This window comes from uncultured Metabacillus sp. (assembly GCF_947503125.1).
Lineage (GTDB): Bacteria > Bacillota > Bacilli > Bacillales > Bacillaceae > Metabacillus.
The window spans coordinates 46,120-64,064 of record NZ_CANNCR010000009.1 but is presented as its reverse complement, the minus strand read 5'-3'; the positions used below and the strand labels follow the sequence as shown (position 1 = coordinate 64,064).

The following is a 17,945-nucleotide window of genomic DNA, read 5'->3' as shown; positions in this document are numbered from 1 at the left end:
GTCAATAAATGGTTTCATCCGCAATAAATACAGGGAACTCGCTTCTTAAGCAGCGTTCCCTTTCTTTCTTTTCCTTACTTGGGTTTATCTTCGTTATCCTATTCTTTTTCATCCCGGTTGTTAAGTTATTATATTTAAGCTTTTCCTCTGAAAACGGCTTAAGCCTTAACCACTATACCGAGGTTTTACAAAACCCTGTCACCTGGAAAACAATCTATCATACCTTTCTTATTGTGATCGGCTCTACCATCATTGCCGTTATTCTTGGTGTGGTAACAGCATGGCTGGTTGCTTATACCAATATTCGTCATAAGCAGCTGCTCCAGGTTTTGATCTTTTTACCCTTTGTCATTCCATCCTATATTACAACATTGGCTTGGACGCAATTTTCAGGTGTAAATGGCCCAATCGCTTACATATTAAGCAAACTGCCAGGCGGTCTCGAACCAATCAATCTATATAGTTTAACGGGAATTATCATCGTCATGGGATTTTCCCATTATCCATTAGTTTGTTTGTTAACAGTAAGTGTTCTTAGAAAAATCCCCAGAGAGCTGGAAATGGCTGCTAAAGTCTCTGGTGGTACTTCATTTACCGCCTTTTTAAAGGTTACTATGCCGTTAGCACTGCCAGGGATCGCAAGCGGCGGATTGCTAGCCTTTCTTGCAAGCCTTGATAATTTTGGGATCCCTGCATTTTTAGGCATTCCAGCAAATATTCGTGTCTTAAGCACCTATATTTATGAACAAATTATCGGGTTTGGGCCTTCTGCTTTTGCAAAAGGAGCCACACTTTCGGTTATTTTGGGACTAATCGCGATGATCGGAACGCTGATTCAATGGCTGCTGCTAAAGCGTTCAAAACAATTTGAAACAGCAAGAGAGGACAAAGACCCCCGCATCTTTTTAGCTAAAAAAGCTAGAAGAATGGTTGAAGCCGTTTTATGGGTATTCTTAATTGTTACAAGCCTAATTCCAATCATTTCGATGGCTTCTACCTCTCTTATTAAGGCATATGGCTTAGATTTTACTTTGCAAAATATTAGTTTAAAACATTATGAATTTATTTTATTCTCAAGCTCCAAAACACAAGAAGCGATTTTTAACAGCCTCAAGCTTGCATGTATAACAACACTTATCGGCTTATTTGTTGGTACGCTCATTGCCTATTTTAGGGTGAGAAAACCGTCCTTTTTCAATAAAACAATGGAGGTTATCGTTGGCATCCCCTATGCTCTCCCCGGAACGGTGATGGCGCTTGCCATGATCTTTACATGGCTAGAGCCCATCCCAGGCTGGAATCCCGGGATTTATGGATCAATCTGGATCTTATATATCGCCTATTTTACCCGATTTCTTATTTTGCAAATCAGGGGCAGCGCAACCTCCCTCATGCAAGTAGATGTTTCAATGGAGGATGCTGCAAGGACTAGCGGAGCCAATGCCTATAGAAAGTGGCGGAAGATTTTAATACCGCTTATCTTGCCGGGACTAATAAGCGGCGCCTTTCTAGTGTTTCTTACTGCGTTAACTGAATTGACGGTGTCGTCCCTTTTGTGGTCGAGCGGTACGGAAACGATCGGCCTTGTTATTTTTAATTTCGAACAGGCGGGCTATACAACTCACTCAACTGCTTTTTCAACAATTATTGTTTTATTAATAGTTATCGGATTTTTAATCATTTTTCTCATGCAAAAGTTTTGGGAAAGAAGGGTGTATCTAAATGGCAACAGAAATTAAACATGTTAGCAAGACCTTCGGGCAAACAGAAGCGTTAAAATCCATTGATTTATCCATTAAAGATGGTGAATTTATTGCCATTCTCGGACCTTCAGGCTGTGGAAAAACAACATTGCTTAAGCTATTAGCAGGCTTTGATTCTCCATCAGCTGGAGAGATTTATATTGGCGGCGAATGTGTAGGTGAGAAACATTATTCCGTCCCCCCGGAAAAACGCAATATTGGAATGGTGTTTCAATCCTTTGCCTTGTGGCCGCACATGAATGTTGCCGAGCATATCAGGTTCCCGCTCCTCCATCATCGTTTTTTAGCTGATGATTTAAAAGGGAATATTGACAAAAGAATGAAAGAGGTTTTACATATTGTTGAGCTTCATGCCTTTGCAAAAAGAATGCCCCATGAATTATCTGGCGGTCAAAAACAGCGGGTAGCATTAGCAAGAGCAATAGCCGCCAAACCTGCGCTTCTGTTAATGGATGAACCGTTAAGCAGTTTAGATGCGGAATTGAGAATGGAGATGCGCAGAGAAATACAAAGCCTCCATCGAATGACAGGTGCCACAATTGTTTATGTCACCCATGATCAAGATGAAGCCCTTGCAATGGCTGACAGAATTGTTGTCATGGAGAATGGGGAAATCCAGCAAACAGGCACTCCAAGAGAGATTTATTATAAGCCTGAAACCGAATTTGTCGCCAAATTCGTCGGGAAGGCAAATCTTATTCCTGGCGAATGGCTCGATGAACAAACATTTAAACCACATGCAAATTCCATCCAATCGTTTTGGACAGGTGTTAAGGTCTCACCTGGTTTAAGAGCAAGAAATCTTTGCCCAATTAGACCGGAGCAATTCTGCTTGACGCAACATGAAGATGGACTCAAAGGAACGATTACCAATGCCCAATTTCAAGGGAAGGAAATTCATTATATAGTTGATACAGGCTCGAACCTCATAACTATTCACGAGGATTCCCAAAAGGGGCCTTTTCATATTGGTGATCATGTCTATATTCAATTGAAACAATCCACTCTTTCAAAGCCATTACTTCCAATTTAATGAAAAGCTTGTATGCCTGACCAAGGTTTACAAGCTTTTTTATAATATCAGAATTTATATATTTTCTTAACATAGCTTGCATTTCTGAATCTAGCTCCAGGCGCCATCGGCGAAGCACAGGACGTGCAAGTGCAGTTAAGAGATAAGGCCGTCGCGTTTTTAACTGCCTCTAGGGTCTAGTCAAACAGGAATTGAAGGTAAAGAACACCTTCTATTCCTGTTCGACTTATGCTTGTCGCCGAATGCTTAGCGCCTTGCGCTTTTTTTATAACTCAGAAAATTCTTCTTGAATTTTTCCCAGTTCATGACAATAATATGACTATTAGAGTATTTCGATTTTCGAAACATTTACTATTATAAAGAGGGAGAAGAATAACGATGTCCACTGCTTCACTTCCAAAACAACCTGCATCACTTCCTAATGATACAGGAACTGTTTACAACATTTTATTTATCATTGGTCTTTGTCATTTGTTAAATGACAGTATTCAATCTGTCATTCCGGCTATGTTCCCGATTTTAGAAAACTCAATGGGACTAACATTTACACAGCTTGGCTTCATTGGATTTGCCTTAAATATGGTTTCATCCGTGTTGCAGCCGGTCGTTGGCCTATTTACGGATAAGCGCCCGATGCCTTATGTTCTTCCGATTGGTTTAACTTGCAGTATGCTAGGTGTATTGGGCTTAGCATTCGCTCCATCATTTTTGACAATCTTTCTTTCCGTCATTTTGATCGGTTTAGGCTCAGCTGCTTTTCATCCTGAAGGCTCGCGAGTTGCCTATTTGGCAGCAGGAGAACGCCGCGGGCTGGCACAATCCATCTATCAGGTTGGCGGCAATAGTGGTCAGGCACTTGCCCCGATTATTACGGCCTTAATTCTTGTACCACTCGGGCAATTTGGAGCAATCTGGTTTACAGTTGTTGCTGCTCTCGCCGTCGTCTTTTTAATTTATATTGCAAAGTGGTATTCTAACAGATTAGCAGATCTAAAGCCTGTTAAGGTCACATCTAAAGTCAATCAAACGAATTCTTCCCTATCAAAAGCCGTACGAAACGCCCTTTTGATTATTATTTTCCTGATCTTTGCCCGTTCTTGGTATGTAAGTGCCATTTCAAATTTTTATACGTTTTATGCGATTGAAAAATACGATTTATCAATCGCAGGGTCACAAGTCTATATTTTTTTATTTTTAGTAATGGGGGCAATTGGGACATTTATTGGCGGGCCGTTAGCTGATAAATTCGGCAAACGAAATGTCATTATCGTTTCTTTATTAGCTACCGCACCACTTACTTTAGCATTGCCATTTGTCGGACCTACTCTTTCGTTAGTTGTGCTGGCACTAATCGGCCTCATTCTAATGTCCAGCTTTTCCGTAACGGTTGTTTATGCACAAGAACTGGTTCCTGGAAAAATTGGCACCATGTCTGGTTTAACTGTTGGTCTTGCGTTCGGTATGGGGGCAATTGGCTCGATTGCATTAGGTACGATGATTGACCATGTTGGCTTAACTCCAACGATGATTAGTGTCGCAACCCTACCATTACTTGGAATTCTAGCATTCCTTCTACCTACGGATAAGATGTTAAGAGAATGGCAAAAGGGCAAATGATAGAATAATAGGAAGAAATTACCTGAATTTTTAATCTAATTGTAACCTACGAGACCCCCTTTCTATGTTATAACTATAAAGACGAGAAAGGGGTTGCATTATGCGAGCTTTAAAGCGAACATTTGCCACACTTGGTATCCTTCTATTATCATTACCTATTTCCTATGTGGCAAACGCAGAATCTACTAAAGACACTTTACATAGTGCTGAAGAACAGCTGAAGCAGAGTCAACAAACCATTCTTCAAAAGGAAAAAGAACAGCAAGCGGTTCAAGAAGAAATCAGCAGCCTTCAAGAGAATGTACAAGCTTTAGAGAGTGAAATCTCTCAGAATCAACAAGGCTTAGCAGAGGTTGAAGGCAAAATTGAAGAAATCCAACAGATCATTCAGCAAAAAAAGGAAGAGATTGTTCTTTTACAGGACAAGGTATACGCGCGTGAAGGAATTATGGAAAAACGGTTAGTTGCCCTTCAACATAGCGATCATACAACAATTGTAATTGAAACACTCGTAAACTCTGAAAGTCTTGGAAATTTCTTTGAACGGATTGGCGCTGTTGCGACACTATTAAATGCAGATCAAAAAATACTAGATCAGCAAGAAGCTGACTTAAAGCAAATTGAGGAAGATAAAAAGGAAATCGATAAACAAGAACAGCTGCTCATTAGTCAGCAGGCTGAATTAGAAGCAAAAAGAGCAACGCTTGAAGAAAATCGTCAAAAACGAAATCAAGCTTTAGTTGCCATGCAAAGTAAATTTACAAAGCTGGCATCTGAAATTAACGTTGCCGAACAAGAGAAAAGCACGATCCAATCACAAATAAATTCAATCCAAGCTAAAATTAAAGAGGAAGAGGCTGCGGCAAAAGCGAGATCCGTTGAGCTTGCTAAAGCGAAAGCAAAAGAAAAGGAAAAATCTGTTGCTCAACCTGCCGTTGCACCACCTCCTCCTTCAAAACCAGCTTCAAATACAGTTACTAAAAAAGAAGAACCGTCTAAACCGTCTAATTCTAGAAAAGAAATGTATGTAACAGCAACGGCATATAGTCATGAGGATACCGCAAGCGATCTTACCTATTTGGGATATAATATTAAAAAGAACCCTAATATGAAGCTTATCGCTGTTGATCCTGGTGTTATTCCACTCGGTTCGAAAGTATGGGTTGAAGGCTATGGCGTTGCGGTTGCCGGAGATACCGGCGGTGCCATTATCGGCCATAAAATTGATGTGTTGATGCCTTCAAGTGCACATGCGAGGCAATGGGGAAGAAAAACGGTTAAAATTATCATTTTAGATTAAGTTATAGGATAGATTAAAGCAGATTGTACCTGTTTTGATCTATCCTTTTATTTTTTATCCGCTCAGATTTATTTATGTGTTCCTTTAGGGTGATTCTTCATGTAGAGGAACAGATTTGTGATACATATCGAAATGGCAGTAATGACAATATATCCGATAAATAAATGGACATAATTTGCACCCTGGTGTAATCGAAAAAGATTGTGCCCAACAGACAAAGGTCTAAAGATAAACGATATAAAGATGATTAACACAAGAGTATATAAATAAAATTGTTTTTTCTTCTCTACCGTCCATTGATAAACTAGAATAAACAGAACTGGTACAAGCGATGTATCAATACCAAAATTAATTGGCAAATAAGGGATTGCCTTATAAGGATATCCTAAATAATTAAACCTTGATGCGAATGCATCTAAATAGATACTCCAAACATGTATATTAAAGCCGTAAAAACCCAGTTGAAAGATTCTTCTTCGATCAATGGTGAAATAAAGAATAACTAAAGGGAGAATAATCATGAGCACATTCACCCAAAATTGCCATGTATCAAATGAGGAATATTCTTTCCAATAATCAACCCATTGATTAGCAAGATTTTCCTGTGATTGCTTTAAGTTTGATCTGGTGGAATTGCAGACTTCATTTCCTCACCCTGCCAGTACGATTTTTCTTACTTTTTCCTTTTATAAAAATTTCTATACAATCATGTTCGTTTCCATCATTTCTTATTTAAAGAATAAGAATAGTTACACACAAAATCAGTTATCTTAAAAATAAAATGATTGTTTAACACATGAAATGGAGCTGATAACGTGGATAGAAGAGACCAGCATTCCCAAGTAACTCCACATCCTGACGGAGAAAAAGAGTCAATCATAAACGATCCCTTAGCTTCTGCTGGATCAAAAATTGGAATTGAAATGAATGCAGATCCAGAATTCACCCAAGAAAAGAATCCGTTTCACTATGAATTCAAACCAGATCCTTCTATGGCACAATTTGAGAGATTAATGAGAGGGAAAAAGATTAAAGAAGAAGGAAGTGACCTAAATGGCTGATTGGAATGAACAAGCCGCACCTAATAACAACCTGCCTGCTAAAAGCATCCGGTCTTCCAAAATGCGCTTGAACAGGGAAAATACTTTTAAAAGTAGATCATTAAAACCTACACGGGGCTACTAAATATAAAAGAGGCTGATCTCAATTCTGTAAGAATTTTTTCAGCCTCTTAATTCATCTTGCTAAGAATTTTATTTTTTTATTAGCTGATAGATTTCTTCCTTAGTTGGTAATGCCGAAATGGCGCCTTTCCCTGTTGTTGTTAAAGCGCCGCTTGCATTTGCATAGGATAAAATATCTTGATGTTCGTCCTTCAAGATTTTTATTAAGTGAGGTACTGTAGCATGTTTTTCTAAAAGCTTATATAAAAAGCCGCCGATAAATGCATCACCAGCTCCTGTCGTATCTTGAACAGATACATGATATCCTGATGATCGGTAGCACTCCCCGCCAACATACAGATCAGCTCCTTCTGAACCTTTTGTAAAGATTACCGCTTTTACATCCCCGATAAATAAAGAGTTAATCGCTTCCTTCTCATCTGAAAGACCTGTAATAAATTCTAATTCCTCATCAGAAATTTTCACAAGATGTGCTTCAGGTAAAAACTGAAGAATCGTATGACGGCATTCTTGAGGATCTGGCCATAATGGCAGGCGTACATTTGGATCAAAGCTAATGATCGCCCCTTTTTCCTTGGCGGAGCGGATTGCTTTCACATGTGCTTGCTTCATGGGACTTTCCACTAGATCGACCGAACAAAAATGAAGGATATCCCCTTCACCAAACCAGTTCTCATCAATCTCTTCTTTGTTTAACAAAAGGTCTGCAGAAGGATTTCGATAAAAAGAAAAATCTCGTTCTCCATCTTCTTTCAACGATACAAAGGCTAATGCTGTATTTGCTTCAGTTGTTCTTAAAACCCGATCTGTATTGACACCAACCTCGTTTAATGTTGCAACGAGAAAATCACCAAAGGCATCTGCACCTAGCTTCGTAATCATAGATGCCTTCGCTCCTGCCTTTGCAACCGCAGCTGCAACGTTAGCAGGTGCTCCTCCTGGTGCTTTTTCAAATGAAACAACATCCTTTAACGCTTTGCCTTTTTGCTCTGGAATAAAGTCTATTAATACTTCGCCAATCGAAAATAGTTCTGCCATATCCATTCTCCTCTTCTTAGATCTCCCATTTCTCAGCCTTCAAACACACACTGCCACCATTCGCAAAAAAACGAATTTCATCACTGGCCTGTTTAGGGAAAATTCTGCTTGTGAATACCTCCTCACCATCATTTATAAAAATTTCAACTGAGGAAGTATCAACAAATAAATGAAATTTGATGTTTCCATCTTTTACTGAGCATTGCCGTTTCGTTCCGTATATTTCACCGACAGGTTGTCCAGACATACTTCTGTCTAACACTATTTTTTTCTGCCTTTTATCATACTTAACAATCGTTTTTTCATCGCCTTTTGCTCGGAACTCGATCCCGATTTCGTCTGAGTCATTTTCAGTAAACTCACAAATCAGCTCATATGAAACTCCATTAAATAGATGCAGAGTATCATTTGAAATGGTTCCTTTCCATATACTCTTATTCTTCCGAAGCTTTGTAAGTTCCTGCACAGGCTGCTGGATCAGCTTGCCATTTTCAATCTTTAACTCCCTTGGCAAGGTTAAGCAATGTGCCCAATCATGCTTATCTGTAGGGTATTCAAGCTCAGGAAGACCCATCCAGCCTACTAAAAGCCTCCGTCCGTCTTTCGCCAAGGTTGTTTGCGGCGCATAAAAATCGAAGCCGCGATCAAGCTCATTGAAGTGACCGTGCGTGAAAGACAAGGTGTTTAAATCTAGCTTTTGACCAATTAAGTAACCAGATTGATAGATGTTATGATAGTGATCCCCTTCAGGCTCAAGTCCTTGCGGTGAAAAAACAAACACACCATGACCATTTAATTCAAAGTAATCAGGACATTCCCACATATATCCGAATTGCGGCAAATCTGTTTTCATTTCACCAAGAAATGTCCAGTCTATTAGATTCAAAGACTTATATAATACGGCACAACCTGTTTTATTCTCTCTTTGGGCACCAATTACAGCATAAAAAACATCTCCTGATTTCCAGAGCTTCGGGTCTCTGAAATGGTCTGTATAGCCATTTGGAATATCCGCTATTACAGGATCGTTAGGCTTGATGATTTCACCATGCTTGTTCATCTTAGCAATAACCTGGTAGGGATGACGCTCCCACTGTTCATTTCGGGTATTTCCTGTATACATTAAATATAACTGATCCTGATGGACAATGGCACTGCCAGAATAGGCTCCATGGCTGTCATAATCATGATCAGGCTTAATCGCAACCCCGACATTCTCCCAATGAACCAAGTCCTTTGATTTTGTATGATACCAATATTTTAAACCATGAACAGGTCCAAGGGGAAACCATTGATAAAATAAATGGTATTCACTGTTAAAAAAAGAAAATCCATTTGGATCATTTAATAGGCCGGTTGGCGGTTGGATATGATAGCTTTGCCTCCACTGACAGCTATTTACATTGCTTTTGATTGCTTCCAGCATATCTTTGCTTACATCTTCGAGTCGGCGATACCTCATCTCTTTTGTCCATTCCATGAAAAATCGTTCTCCTTAAGATTTATATAGTTATAAAGTAAGACAGGAGAATCACAAAGATTCCCCTATTCCATCCTATTAGGCTTGTTTTTTAGCTGCCCTCTTCCCTAAGATGAATGTCACGATAAATGCAACCGCACAAGAAATGAGCATGCCAATCACATAAAACGTAATTGATCCTGGTTTTATTGAAATAATTCCTGGTAGACCTGCTGCACCTAGTGCAATTGCCTTAACATGAAACAGCGCTAAAAAGCCTGATGCTGCCCCTGCCCCGATAATGGCCCCGATAAATGGATAACGAAGCTTTAAATTCACACCAAACATTGCCGGCTCCGTAATCCCTAATAAAGCAGAAATGCCTGCTGCTGATGCTACCCCTTTTACTTTTGCATCACGGGCAATTAATAGGACAGCAAGAGTAGCCGCCCCTTGGGCAACGTTTGACATAGCAGCAACAGGGAAAATAAACGAGCCTCCTGTTTTGGCAATATCGGCTAGCAACTGTGTTTCAACAGCTATGAAGCTATGGTGCATTCCCGTTATGACGATCGGTGCATAAGCAAGTCCAAATATTGCTGCACCAATAAAGCCTGTTGTATCATACAACCATATAAGTCCATCTGATAACAAATTTCCTGCTGTTCTCGTGACAGGACCTACAAACGTAAAGGTTAATAATCCAGTAATAAAAATAGATAAAAGCGGTGTTAATAGGTTATCCAATGAAGACGGTGTGATCTTTCTTAAATTCGTTTCTATTTTTGCCAAAATGAATGATGCAACGAGTACAGGTAAGACGGTGCCTTGATAACCAATTTTTGCGATCTCAAATCCAAAGATATTCCAATAAGGTATTTCGCCGTTTGTTAAAGCTTCACCATAGCCCCATCCATTTAATAAATCCGGATGTACCATCAGCATTCCTAATGTTGCCCCTAAATAAGGATTGCCGCCAAAGCGTTGAGTAGCAGAAAATCCAATTAGAATCGGTAAAAAGACAAAGGCTGCATTTGCAAATGTATTAATGAGGGCTGCTAAATCAGCCATTCCTGGATTTGCCTCAACTAGTGACATCCCATCTATAAATAAGTCTTGTGCCGTTAAAAGATTATTAATCCCCATTAATAAACCGCCAGCAACAATCGCCGGAATGATTGGGACAAAAATATCAGAAAGCATTTTCACAAATTGCTGAAGCGGATTCATTTTCTTTGAACCAGCACTGCTAACCTCTTTTGTTGACATTTCCCCCAAACCTGTCAGCTTAGAAAGCTCTTTATAAACATTGTTTACGATTCCTGATCCTAAAATAATTTGGTATTGTCCGCCTGTTGAAAATGTACCTTTTACAATATCCATTTCATCTAATTTCGTTTGATCGACCTTTTCTTCATTGTGTAAAACGAGTCGAAGTCTTGTTGCACAGTGTGCGGCAGCAGAAATATTATCCTTTCCGCCGATTGCTTCTAAAATCTCCTTTGAAATTTGCGGATAATTCATTTGTTATCACCCTTTACAAGTATTTGCAACGGAACCGGTTCCAATATTCAACAAAAAATAATTATTGGTACCGGTTCCGTTTGGTGTTAAAATAAAAACCGATGCGGAACCGGTTTCAACTACATTGTATTTAGATTATTAAAGTTTGTCAACACTATTGCGCAGAATGATGTCGAAATTTGAAACGGTAACTTTTTCTATCTCATCGCCATTCACTAATTTAATTAATTTTTTTGCTGCAAGAACCCCTGCTTCCTGATAGTAGAATTTAGCTGTTGTAATGCCAGGATGGATAATCTCTGTGATCTCATAGCCGCCAAACCCTGTAATCGAAAGATCTTCAGGAATATGCAATCCTTCCATCTGTGCTGCTTTTAATACACCTAATGCAATATTATCGGTCGCACAAACAAAGATCGAAGGTTGATAGGTCGCTAAGATTTCTGGAAACATCGTAATGGCTGCTTTTAAATTGAAGCTCGTTTCAAAATAGTTGACCTGACAATCTTTTACTTCCTGAACCGCTTTTTGAAAGCCGAGCTTTCGTTTGACTCCAACCGCGATATCCTTTTCAGTTACGCCGAGATAAGCAATTTTCCGATGTCCTTGATTAAGGACATACCGGCCAATTTCAAAACCTGCTTCCTCATCGTTATGAATTAAGCTGTAACACTGCTCATGCTGCTGCCCAACTAATAATACGGGGACATCTATTTTTTGGAATGCCTCTAAATGATCATCGGTTATCTGGGTAGCCAGCAAGATGATGCCTGCAATTTTTTGATTGGCTAAACTGTAGATACTTTCAATCTCACGTTCTAAACTTTGACTTGTATTTGATATTAATAGCTGATAGTTTTGGTCGCGCAGCTCTTCATCAATTCCAATTAATGTTTGAGATGTCGCATACGAATTAAGCCTTGGAACAATCGTGCCAATTATATTCGTCTTCTTCGCTTTTAAGCTGCGTGCAAAAGTATTGGGGATATAGCCTGTTTCCTTAATAACACGCTCTATTTTCAATTTTGTTGTTTCCCCGACCGAACCACCGTTCAAATACCTTGATACGGTACTTTTGGCAACGCCTGCAAGTTTTGCTATTTCCGCTATTGTCATTTTCTTCACAACTCCGTTATTTTGCTCATTACCAAGAAGTATACACGAAAACATTTGGTAGAATAACTTATTTTGAAAAATTGCCAATGTAATTTACTTAATGCAACTAATAAAAGCGCAAGGCGCCTGCCTATCGGCGACAAGCATAAGGCGAACAGGAATAGAAGGTGTACTTTACCTTCAATTCCTGTTTGACTTATGACCTCGAGCCGATGGCGCCTGGAGCTAGATTCAGAAACGCAAGCTATGTTAAGAAAATATATAAATTCTGATATTATAATAAAAGCGCAAGCGCCTTGATCAGCCTAGGGCAAATAAGACGCTCATGAATAGAAGGCGTTCTTTGCCTTCAATTCATGAGTGGCTAGACCCTAGAGGCAGTCAAAAACGCGACGTCCTTATCTCTTGACTGCACTTACACGTCCTGTGCTTCGGGGCTAGGCGCTGGAGCTAGACACAAAAACTAGGTTAAAATTTTATACTTAAAGTGTAAAAAAGGGGTCAGTCCCCCAAACATGATATATTGAACCTAAACAGATTCATTATATCGTAGTTTGTTGAATCAAACCCCTATAATATAAATAACCTCACAAAGCTTAAACAGGTACTGCAACAAAGAATTCATTATATAGAGCTTGTACAGCGCGGTTTTCTTGCGGTTCTTTTACGCCAAACATCATGCTTACTTCTGAAGAGCCTTGGTTAATCATTTCAATATTTACCCCGGCATTTGCAAGGGCTTTGGAAGCACGTGCTGTTGTACCTACATTATGGCGCATTCCTTCACCTACGACCATGATCAACGCCAGATTGTGTTCAATAATGACTTCATCTGCTTGTAATTCAGTCATAATTCGGTCGGTTATTTTTTCTTCAATTTCTTTATCCATTTGGTTTTGTCGCAGGATAACTGTGACATCATCGATCCCAGATGGAACATGCTCATAAGTTAACCCGTAATCCTCAAGGATTTGCAGAAGCTTACGACCAAAACCGATTTCCCTATTCATCAAATATTTGCTGACATAAATGCTGCAGAAGCCTTTGTCACTAGCAATTCCAATAACCGGCCCATTTGTGTTTGCACGCTCATTGACAATTCTTGTTCCAGGTGCTGTTGGATTGTTTGTATTCTTTACATTTACAGGGATGCCGGCACGGAATGCAGGAATTAGTGCCTCATCATGGAATACAGAAAAGCCTGCATAAGATAGCTCACGCATTTCACGATACGTTAGTTCCTTGATTTCCTTTGGATTTTTGACAATAGTCGGATTCACTGAATAGACAGCATCAACATCTGTAAAGTTTTCATATAGATCAGCTTTCATTCCGTTTGCAAGGATGGAGCCTGTAATATCTGAGCCGCTTCTTGAGAACGTTAAAACCTCACCGCTTTTGCTATAGCCAAAAAATCCCGGAAAAACAATAATCCCTGAACGTTCACGGAGTTTATACAAATTCTCATATGATTCCGGTAAAACTTGTGCATTTCCAGGCTCGTCAGAAACTAATAAGCCTGCTTCCTTAGGGCTAACATATTGTGCATCAACTCCGCTATGCTGAAAATAAGCGGCAATCAGCTTTGCGTTATTATCCTCGCCGCTTGCCTTAACCGCATCTAAAAAGCTCTCCGGTTTGCTTTTATCTCCATCCAGGAGGTTTTTCAAATCCTTTGAAATCGTTTCAACAATATCTGAAGAAATCTCTAATTCCCTGGCAATGCTCGCATAACGTTCAATGATTGCATCAAACACATCGTCAGCAGGTTCATTTGCTAAATGCTTTTCCGCACATTCGATGAGCAAGTCCGTTACTTTAATATCATCAGAATAACGTTTCCCTGGAGCAGAGACAACGACAGCCTTTCTTTCTGGGTCTGAAACAACGATTTCCAATACTTTTTTGAGCTGTTCTCCTGAGGCTAAGGAGGAACCGCCGAACTTTACGACCTTCATGTCCACATCTCCTACTATTTATAATTTTCAGTCAAATTTTAGTTTTTATTATCGCTTGTTTTTACTAAATAATCAAGAGTTTTCTTTCGTATGGAAACAATTGTTTATATACAGAGGACATTCTATGCGGATTTTTGCCATATTAGAAGGAGACTAACCCCGCAGTCTCCCTTTTTCTATTACCTATACGCAATTTACTAAAACATCTTTTTATAATACCTTGCTCAAGAACGCTTTCGTTCTTTCATGCTGAGGATGGTCAAATAACTGTTTCGGTTCATTTTCCTCTATAATATATCCACCATCCATAAAAATTACGCGATCACCGACTTCTTTTGCAAAACCCATTTCATGTGTGACGACAACCATTGTCATTCCTTCCCTGGCCAGCTGCTTCATTACCTCTAAAACTTCACCGACCATTTCAGGGTCTAAAGCTGATGTAGGTTCATCAAATAACATAATTTTGGGCTCCATCGCTAACGCCCTTGCTATCGCGACCCGCTGTTTTTGTCCTCCGGATAATGAGCTTGGATAGGCATGTGCCTTTTCTTCCAAACCAACCTTTTTTAACAGCATCATTCCCTTTTCTTTCGCTTGCTCTGCACTTATCTTTTTTACTTTTAGCGGAGCTAGTGTAATATTTTCAAGGACCGTTTTATGTGGAAACAAATTAAATTGCTGAAACACCATCCCGACCTCTTCACGGATCTTATTAATATCTGTTTTTTTATCTGTTAGATCGCTGCCATTTACTATAACCTGACCGCCCGTAATCGATTCAAGCAAATTCAAGCAGCGTAAAAATGTTGATTTACCCGAACCAGATGGTCCAATAACCACCACAACCTCCTGCGGCTTGATTTGAACATTGATATCCTTTAATACTTCGTTTGCTCCAAATGATTTTTTTAATCGTTGAACGGTTATCATTCTGTCTTCAGCCTTCTTTCAAGTAGATTCAGCAGGAAGCTAAGCGATAGTGTAAGGATTAAATAGATCAAGGCAACCGTTAAGTATGGTTCCCATACACGATAGTATTGACTTGACATCGCCCGGCCCCAATACATAATCTCCGGAGCGGCAACAACAGAAACTAATGAAGAATCCTTTATTAACACAATGAACTCATTGCCAAACGGAGGAATCATTCGTTTTATTGCTTGAGGCAAAATAACATCTCTCATTGCTTGAAAATGATTCATACCAAGGGAACGGGCTGCTTCCATTTGTCCGCGATCAATCGATTGAATGCCGCCGCGAAAAATTTCCGCAATATAAGCGGCAGCATTTAAGGAAAGCGCAATAATTCCGGCAGCTATCCCATTTGTTTCCCCGGTAAATAGCGGTACTACACCAAAATGAACAATCAATATTTGCACAAATAACGGCGTCCCGCGAAAGAACGTAATATACCAATTAAAGGGAAGTGCCAGCCATTTATTCTTCATCATTTTCCCAAGCCCGATTCCTAGTCCGAGAATCATGCCGAGGATAATCCCCGCAAGTGATAGGCCAATTGTTAGCAATGTCCCTTTTATTAAAAACGGAGCATATTCAATAATAATATCAAAGCGAAAATCCATCATCCTATCCCCCATATAAGGAAAAATTGCGCAGCACCTTTCTCAAAGATGATACGCAATAATCTTTCCTTTATTGTTGAGCTTGTTGTGTCTTTAAGTTTTCAATATCCGGGTCTGATCCGAACCATTCATTATAAATTTCAGTATATTTTCCATTGTCTAATATTTTGTTAATGGCCTCATCGAACTCTGCCTTTAATTCACTGCCTTTGGGAAACATTAATCCGTAGTATTCAGCAGCAAAATTATCAGCATCTTCAACTACCTTTAATTTTTTGTCTGGATTATTTTCCACATATTCTTCGACGACCGTGTTATCTGCAACAACAGCATCTGCACCGCCGCTATTTAGCTCCATAATGGCTAAGTTATTATTCTCAAACTTTTTAACATTAGGATTATTTTTTCCTACAATACTATCAACCGCTTCTTGACCTGTTGTACCTGTTTGTACAGCAATGACTTTTCCCTTTAAATCTTCGGCAGATTTTATGTCACTATCTTCAGGGACTAAAATTTTATTTGTTGAGAGGAAATACGGCACTGAAAAGTCATATGTTTGCTTGCGGTCATCGTTTATCGTTATGGCTGATAAGCCAATGTCTGCAATCTTATCTTTAATTTCAACGAATAATGGGTCCCAGCCCACGTTCACTACTTCTACTTCATAACCTGCTTCTTCTGCAGCAGCCTGGATAAAATCAATATCAAATCCAACTACTTCACCCTTGTCCTGATACTCAAAAGGTGCATAATTGGCTTCTGTTACAACTCTAAGTTTTTCTTTCTTTTCTCCCCCATCACTTGATTCCCCGCCAGAAGTCTCCTGGCTTGTTCCACAAGCAGATAAAACCATCATAATGGCAAGTACCATTATAAAAGACAACATCCCTTTTTTCATCTTTAAATCCCCCTTATTTTTGTATAATAAGATAATTCAGAAAACTCAAGCTATTATGTACTTTTTTTACTTCGTAGATATAAGATATGCCTGTATGAAGTATATCAGTATATGTATTTAAATACAATACTATGTATAAAAAACTTTTATTAGAATAGAATTTATTTTCAATTTATTTATTGATGGAGGCTATTTTTCCTTATATTTTATGATTTTGCAAAAAACTGTCAATTGATTTGTAAGGTTCTATAACAAGAAATACCTTTTTAAATCTCTAATCCTAACTTATAAAATTCGTTATTTTTATGCACTTCTGTTTTGTATATTACCTCTTATAGAACAAAATGCGGTACATCCAGTGCTTCGAAGCTCATATCTTCTTTTCCCTAATTAAACCATTCCTAAACAAAAGAATGAGGCTTTCTCAAAAGGCACAGTAGCACTTTTGAGAAAGCCTCATTCTTATTTTTGTTTATAGTAAGTAAGCGCAAGTGCAAATGCTAGGACCGTACCTTTTACAATATCCATTGCATAGTAAGGGACGGACATCATCACAAGCCCATTTTGAAGGATTCCAATTAATACAGCACCTATAAATGTACCAAAAGCATTTGGCTTACCTGCTCCAAGCACTGAAAATCCAATGAATGCCGCGGCAACAGCGTCCATTAAATATGGCGCACCAGCATTAATTTCTGCTGTCATTACCCGGGAAGCTAATACGATGCCTCCGATTGATGCAAACAATGCAGATAATAAATAAGCCGTTACTTTATATTTATTAACAGGAATCCCTGAAAGCCTCGCAGCTTCAATATTCCCGCCAATGACATACATATATCGTCCATGCTTCGTAAAGGTTAGAAAAATGTGAACAACAACCACCACAATGACCATAATGATGATAATCCATGGCACCTGACCGATTTTTTCAAAGGAAGGGCTGATCAGTCCTGTTGAAAATGTTCCATCAGGCATGACCATATTTTGTGAAATGGCAGCCCCTCTTGTGTAGGTGAGAGCAATTCCTTGTACGATAAACATCGTTGCTAACGTGAGCAGCATATCCGGAACTTTTAATTTTACAATAATAAAAGAGTTTAAAACACCTACAAGCAAGGAGGCCACGATTGCCGAAAGGATCGCTACAAATGTGTTTTGAGAGAACCAGACAAACATTGAGATCACAATGGCATTTGACAACGATGCTACAGATCCAACTGAAAGGTCAAATCCATTGACTGATAACGAAATCGTAATGCCAATCGCGATAATCGTTACAATTGAAATCGAGCGTAAAATATTAATCAAATTATTGATTTGGATAAACGTTGGATTTGATAAAGCAAAGACAATGATAAGAATAAAAATCGTTAAGATCGTTCCATACCTATATAAAAATTGAAAGAGATCAAAAGTCCCTTTTGACGGAATAGTTGCTTGTACAGGATTTGATTGCTTCATCC

General features: G+C 39.0%; 15 protein-coding genes. 5 read left to right on the top strand and 10 right to left on the bottom strand.

The window, feature by feature from the left end; genetic code table 11:
* Positions 1-8: 8 nt before the first annotated feature.
* The 4 genes from Q1B07_RS09080 (at position 9) to Q1B07_RS09065 (ending at position 5,713) form a co-directional block, all read left to right on the top strand.
* Positions 9-1,739 carry an iron ABC transporter permease gene (locus tag Q1B07_RS09080; protein ID WP_299088891.1) on the top strand — a complete coding sequence of 577 codons (1,731 nt, stop codon included), beginning with the start codon at positions 9-11 and terminating at the stop codon, positions 1,737-1,739.
* Positions 1,723-2,796, top strand: coding sequence for an ABC transporter ATP-binding protein (locus Q1B07_RS09075; protein WP_299088889.1), 1,074 nt, complete (start codon positions 1,723-1,725; stop codon positions 2,794-2,796). Before Q1B07_RS09080 ends, Q1B07_RS09075 begins: the two co-directional genes overlap by 17 nt.
* Positions 2,797-3,174: 378 nt before the next feature.
* Complete coding sequence (locus Q1B07_RS09070) at positions 3,175-4,413, top strand: MFS transporter (protein ID WP_299088887.1); 1,239 nt, start codon at positions 3,175-3,177, stop codon at positions 4,411-4,413.
* A gap of 100 nt (positions 4,414-4,513) precedes the next feature.
* The gene (locus tag Q1B07_RS09065; RefSeq protein WP_299088884.1) at positions 4,514-5,713 is read left to right on the top strand and encodes a 3D domain-containing protein; all 1,200 of its coding nucleotides are present in this window, start codon (positions 4,514-4,516) and stop codon (positions 5,711-5,713) included.
* 68 nt (positions 5,714-5,781) lie between these two features.
* On the opposite strand, the gene Q1B07_RS09060 is transcribed toward Q1B07_RS09065, so the two are convergent.
* Positions 5,782-6,234: a CBO0543 family protein gene (locus tag Q1B07_RS09060; protein WP_299088882.1), complete on the bottom strand. Its 453-nt coding sequence runs from the start codon at positions 6,232-6,234 to the stop codon at positions 5,782-5,784.
* Between the two features lie 294 nt (positions 6,235-6,528).
* Between Q1B07_RS09060 and Q1B07_RS09055 the strand changes: the two genes are divergently transcribed.
* Positions 6,529-6,774, top strand: a complete 246-nt coding sequence (locus tag Q1B07_RS09055) for a hypothetical protein (RefSeq protein WP_299088880.1) — start codon at positions 6,529-6,531, stop codon at positions 6,772-6,774.
* 192 nt (positions 6,775-6,966) lie between these two features.
* On the opposite strand, the gene Q1B07_RS09050 is transcribed toward Q1B07_RS09055, so the two are convergent.
* The 9 genes from Q1B07_RS09050 to Q1B07_RS09010 all read right to left on the bottom strand — a co-directional run bounded on the left by Q1B07_RS09050 (position 6,967) and on the right by Q1B07_RS09010 (position 17,943).
* Positions 6,967-7,935: a PfkB family carbohydrate kinase gene (locus tag Q1B07_RS09050; protein WP_299088879.1), complete on the bottom strand. Its 969-nt coding sequence runs from the start codon at positions 7,933-7,935 to the stop codon at positions 6,967-6,969.
* A gap of 16 nt (positions 7,936-7,951) precedes the next feature.
* On the bottom strand, positions 7,952-9,415 hold the full coding sequence (locus Q1B07_RS09045) for a sucrose-6-phosphate hydrolase (protein ID WP_299088877.1): 1,464 nt from the start codon (positions 9,413-9,415) through the stop codon (positions 7,952-7,954).
* Positions 9,416-9,493: 78 nt separating this feature from the next.
* On the bottom strand, positions 9,494-10,918 hold the full coding sequence (locus Q1B07_RS09040; RefSeq protein WP_299088876.1) for a sucrose-specific PTS transporter subunit IIBC: 1,425 nt from the start codon (positions 10,916-10,918) through the stop codon (positions 9,494-9,496).
* 138 nt (positions 10,919-11,056) lie between these two features.
* A complete protein-coding gene (locus Q1B07_RS09035; RefSeq protein ID WP_299088875.1) occupies positions 11,057-12,034 on the bottom strand; it encodes a LacI family DNA-binding transcriptional regulator in 978 nt (325 codons plus the stop codon).
* Positions 12,035-12,630: 596 nt separating this feature from the next.
* Positions 12,631-13,992 (bottom strand): aspartate kinase, encoded by a 1,362-nt coding sequence (locus Q1B07_RS09030; protein ID WP_299088874.1) that lies wholly within the window; start codon positions 13,990-13,992, stop codon positions 12,631-12,633.
* Between the two features lie 210 nt (positions 13,993-14,202).
* Entirely contained in the window at positions 14,203-14,925 is a 723-nt protein-coding gene (locus Q1B07_RS09025) for an amino acid ABC transporter ATP-binding protein (protein ID WP_299088873.1), read from the bottom strand.
* The gene (locus tag Q1B07_RS09020) at positions 14,922-15,578 is read right to left on the bottom strand and encodes an amino acid ABC transporter permease (protein WP_299088871.1); all 657 of its coding nucleotides are present in this window, start codon (positions 15,576-15,578) and stop codon (positions 14,922-14,924) included. The genes Q1B07_RS09025 and Q1B07_RS09020 overlap by 4 nt, the downstream gene beginning before the upstream one ends.
* A 70-nt stretch (positions 15,579-15,648) precedes the next feature.
* Complete coding sequence (locus Q1B07_RS09015; protein ID WP_299088869.1) at positions 15,649-16,479, bottom strand: basic amino acid ABC transporter substrate-binding protein; 831 nt, start codon at positions 16,477-16,479, stop codon at positions 15,649-15,651.
* 462 nt (positions 16,480-16,941) lie between these two features.
* Positions 16,942-17,943 (bottom strand): ABC transporter permease, encoded by a 1,002-nt coding sequence (locus Q1B07_RS09010; RefSeq protein ID WP_299088868.1) that lies wholly within the window; start codon positions 17,941-17,943, stop codon positions 16,942-16,944.
* Positions 17,944-17,945 lie beyond the last annotated feature (2 nt).

Bases quoted from the DNA above. Each gene is read 5' to 3' on its own strand.
- Q1B07_RS09070 (WP_299088887.1), top strand. From the start codon at position 3,175: ATGTCCACTGCTTCACTTCCAAAACAACCTGCATCACTTCCTAATGAT.
- Q1B07_RS09010 (WP_299088868.1), bottom strand. From the start codon at position 17,943: ATGAAGCAATCAAATCCTGTACAAGCAACTATTCCGTCAAAAGGGACT.
- Q1B07_RS09015 (WP_299088869.1), bottom strand. From the start codon at position 16,479: ATGAAAAAAGGGATGTTGTCTTTTATAATGGTACTTGCCATTATGATG.
- Q1B07_RS09030 (WP_299088874.1), bottom strand. From the start codon at position 13,992: ATGAAGGTCGTAAAGTTCGGCGGTTCCTCCTTAGCCTCAGGAGAACAG.
- Q1B07_RS09080 (WP_299088891.1), top strand. From the start codon at position 9: ATGGTTTCATCCGCAATAAATACAGGGAACTCGCTTCTTAAGCAGCGT.
- Q1B07_RS09050 (WP_299088879.1), bottom strand. From the start codon at position 7,935: ATGGCAGAACTATTTTCGATTGGCGAAGTATTAATAGACTTTATTCCA.
- Q1B07_RS09025 (WP_299088873.1), bottom strand. From the start codon at position 14,925: ATGATAACCGTTCAACGATTAAAAAAATCATTTGGAGCAAACGAAGTA.
- Q1B07_RS09060 (WP_299088882.1), bottom strand. From the start codon at position 6,234: ATGATTATTCTCCCTTTAGTTATTCTTTATTTCACCATTGATCGAAGA.
- Q1B07_RS09075 (WP_299088889.1), top strand. From the start codon at position 1,723: ATGGCAACAGAAATTAAACATGTTAGCAAGACCTTCGGGCAAACAGAA.
- Q1B07_RS09035 (WP_299088875.1), bottom strand. From the start codon at position 12,034: ATGACAATAGCGGAAATAGCAAAACTTGCAGGCGTTGCCAAAAGTACC.
- Q1B07_RS09065 (WP_299088884.1), top strand. From the start codon at position 4,514: ATGCGAGCTTTAAAGCGAACATTTGCCACACTTGGTATCCTTCTATTA.
- Q1B07_RS09040 (WP_299088876.1), bottom strand. From the start codon at position 10,918: ATGAATTATCCGCAAATTTCAAAGGAGATTTTAGAAGCAATCGGCGGA.
- Q1B07_RS09020 (WP_299088871.1), bottom strand. From the start codon at position 15,578: ATGGATTTTCGCTTTGATATTATTATTGAATATGCTCCGTTTTTAATA.
- Q1B07_RS09045 (WP_299088877.1), bottom strand. From the start codon at position 9,415: ATGGAATGGACAAAAGAGATGAGGTATCGCCGACTCGAAGATGTAAGC.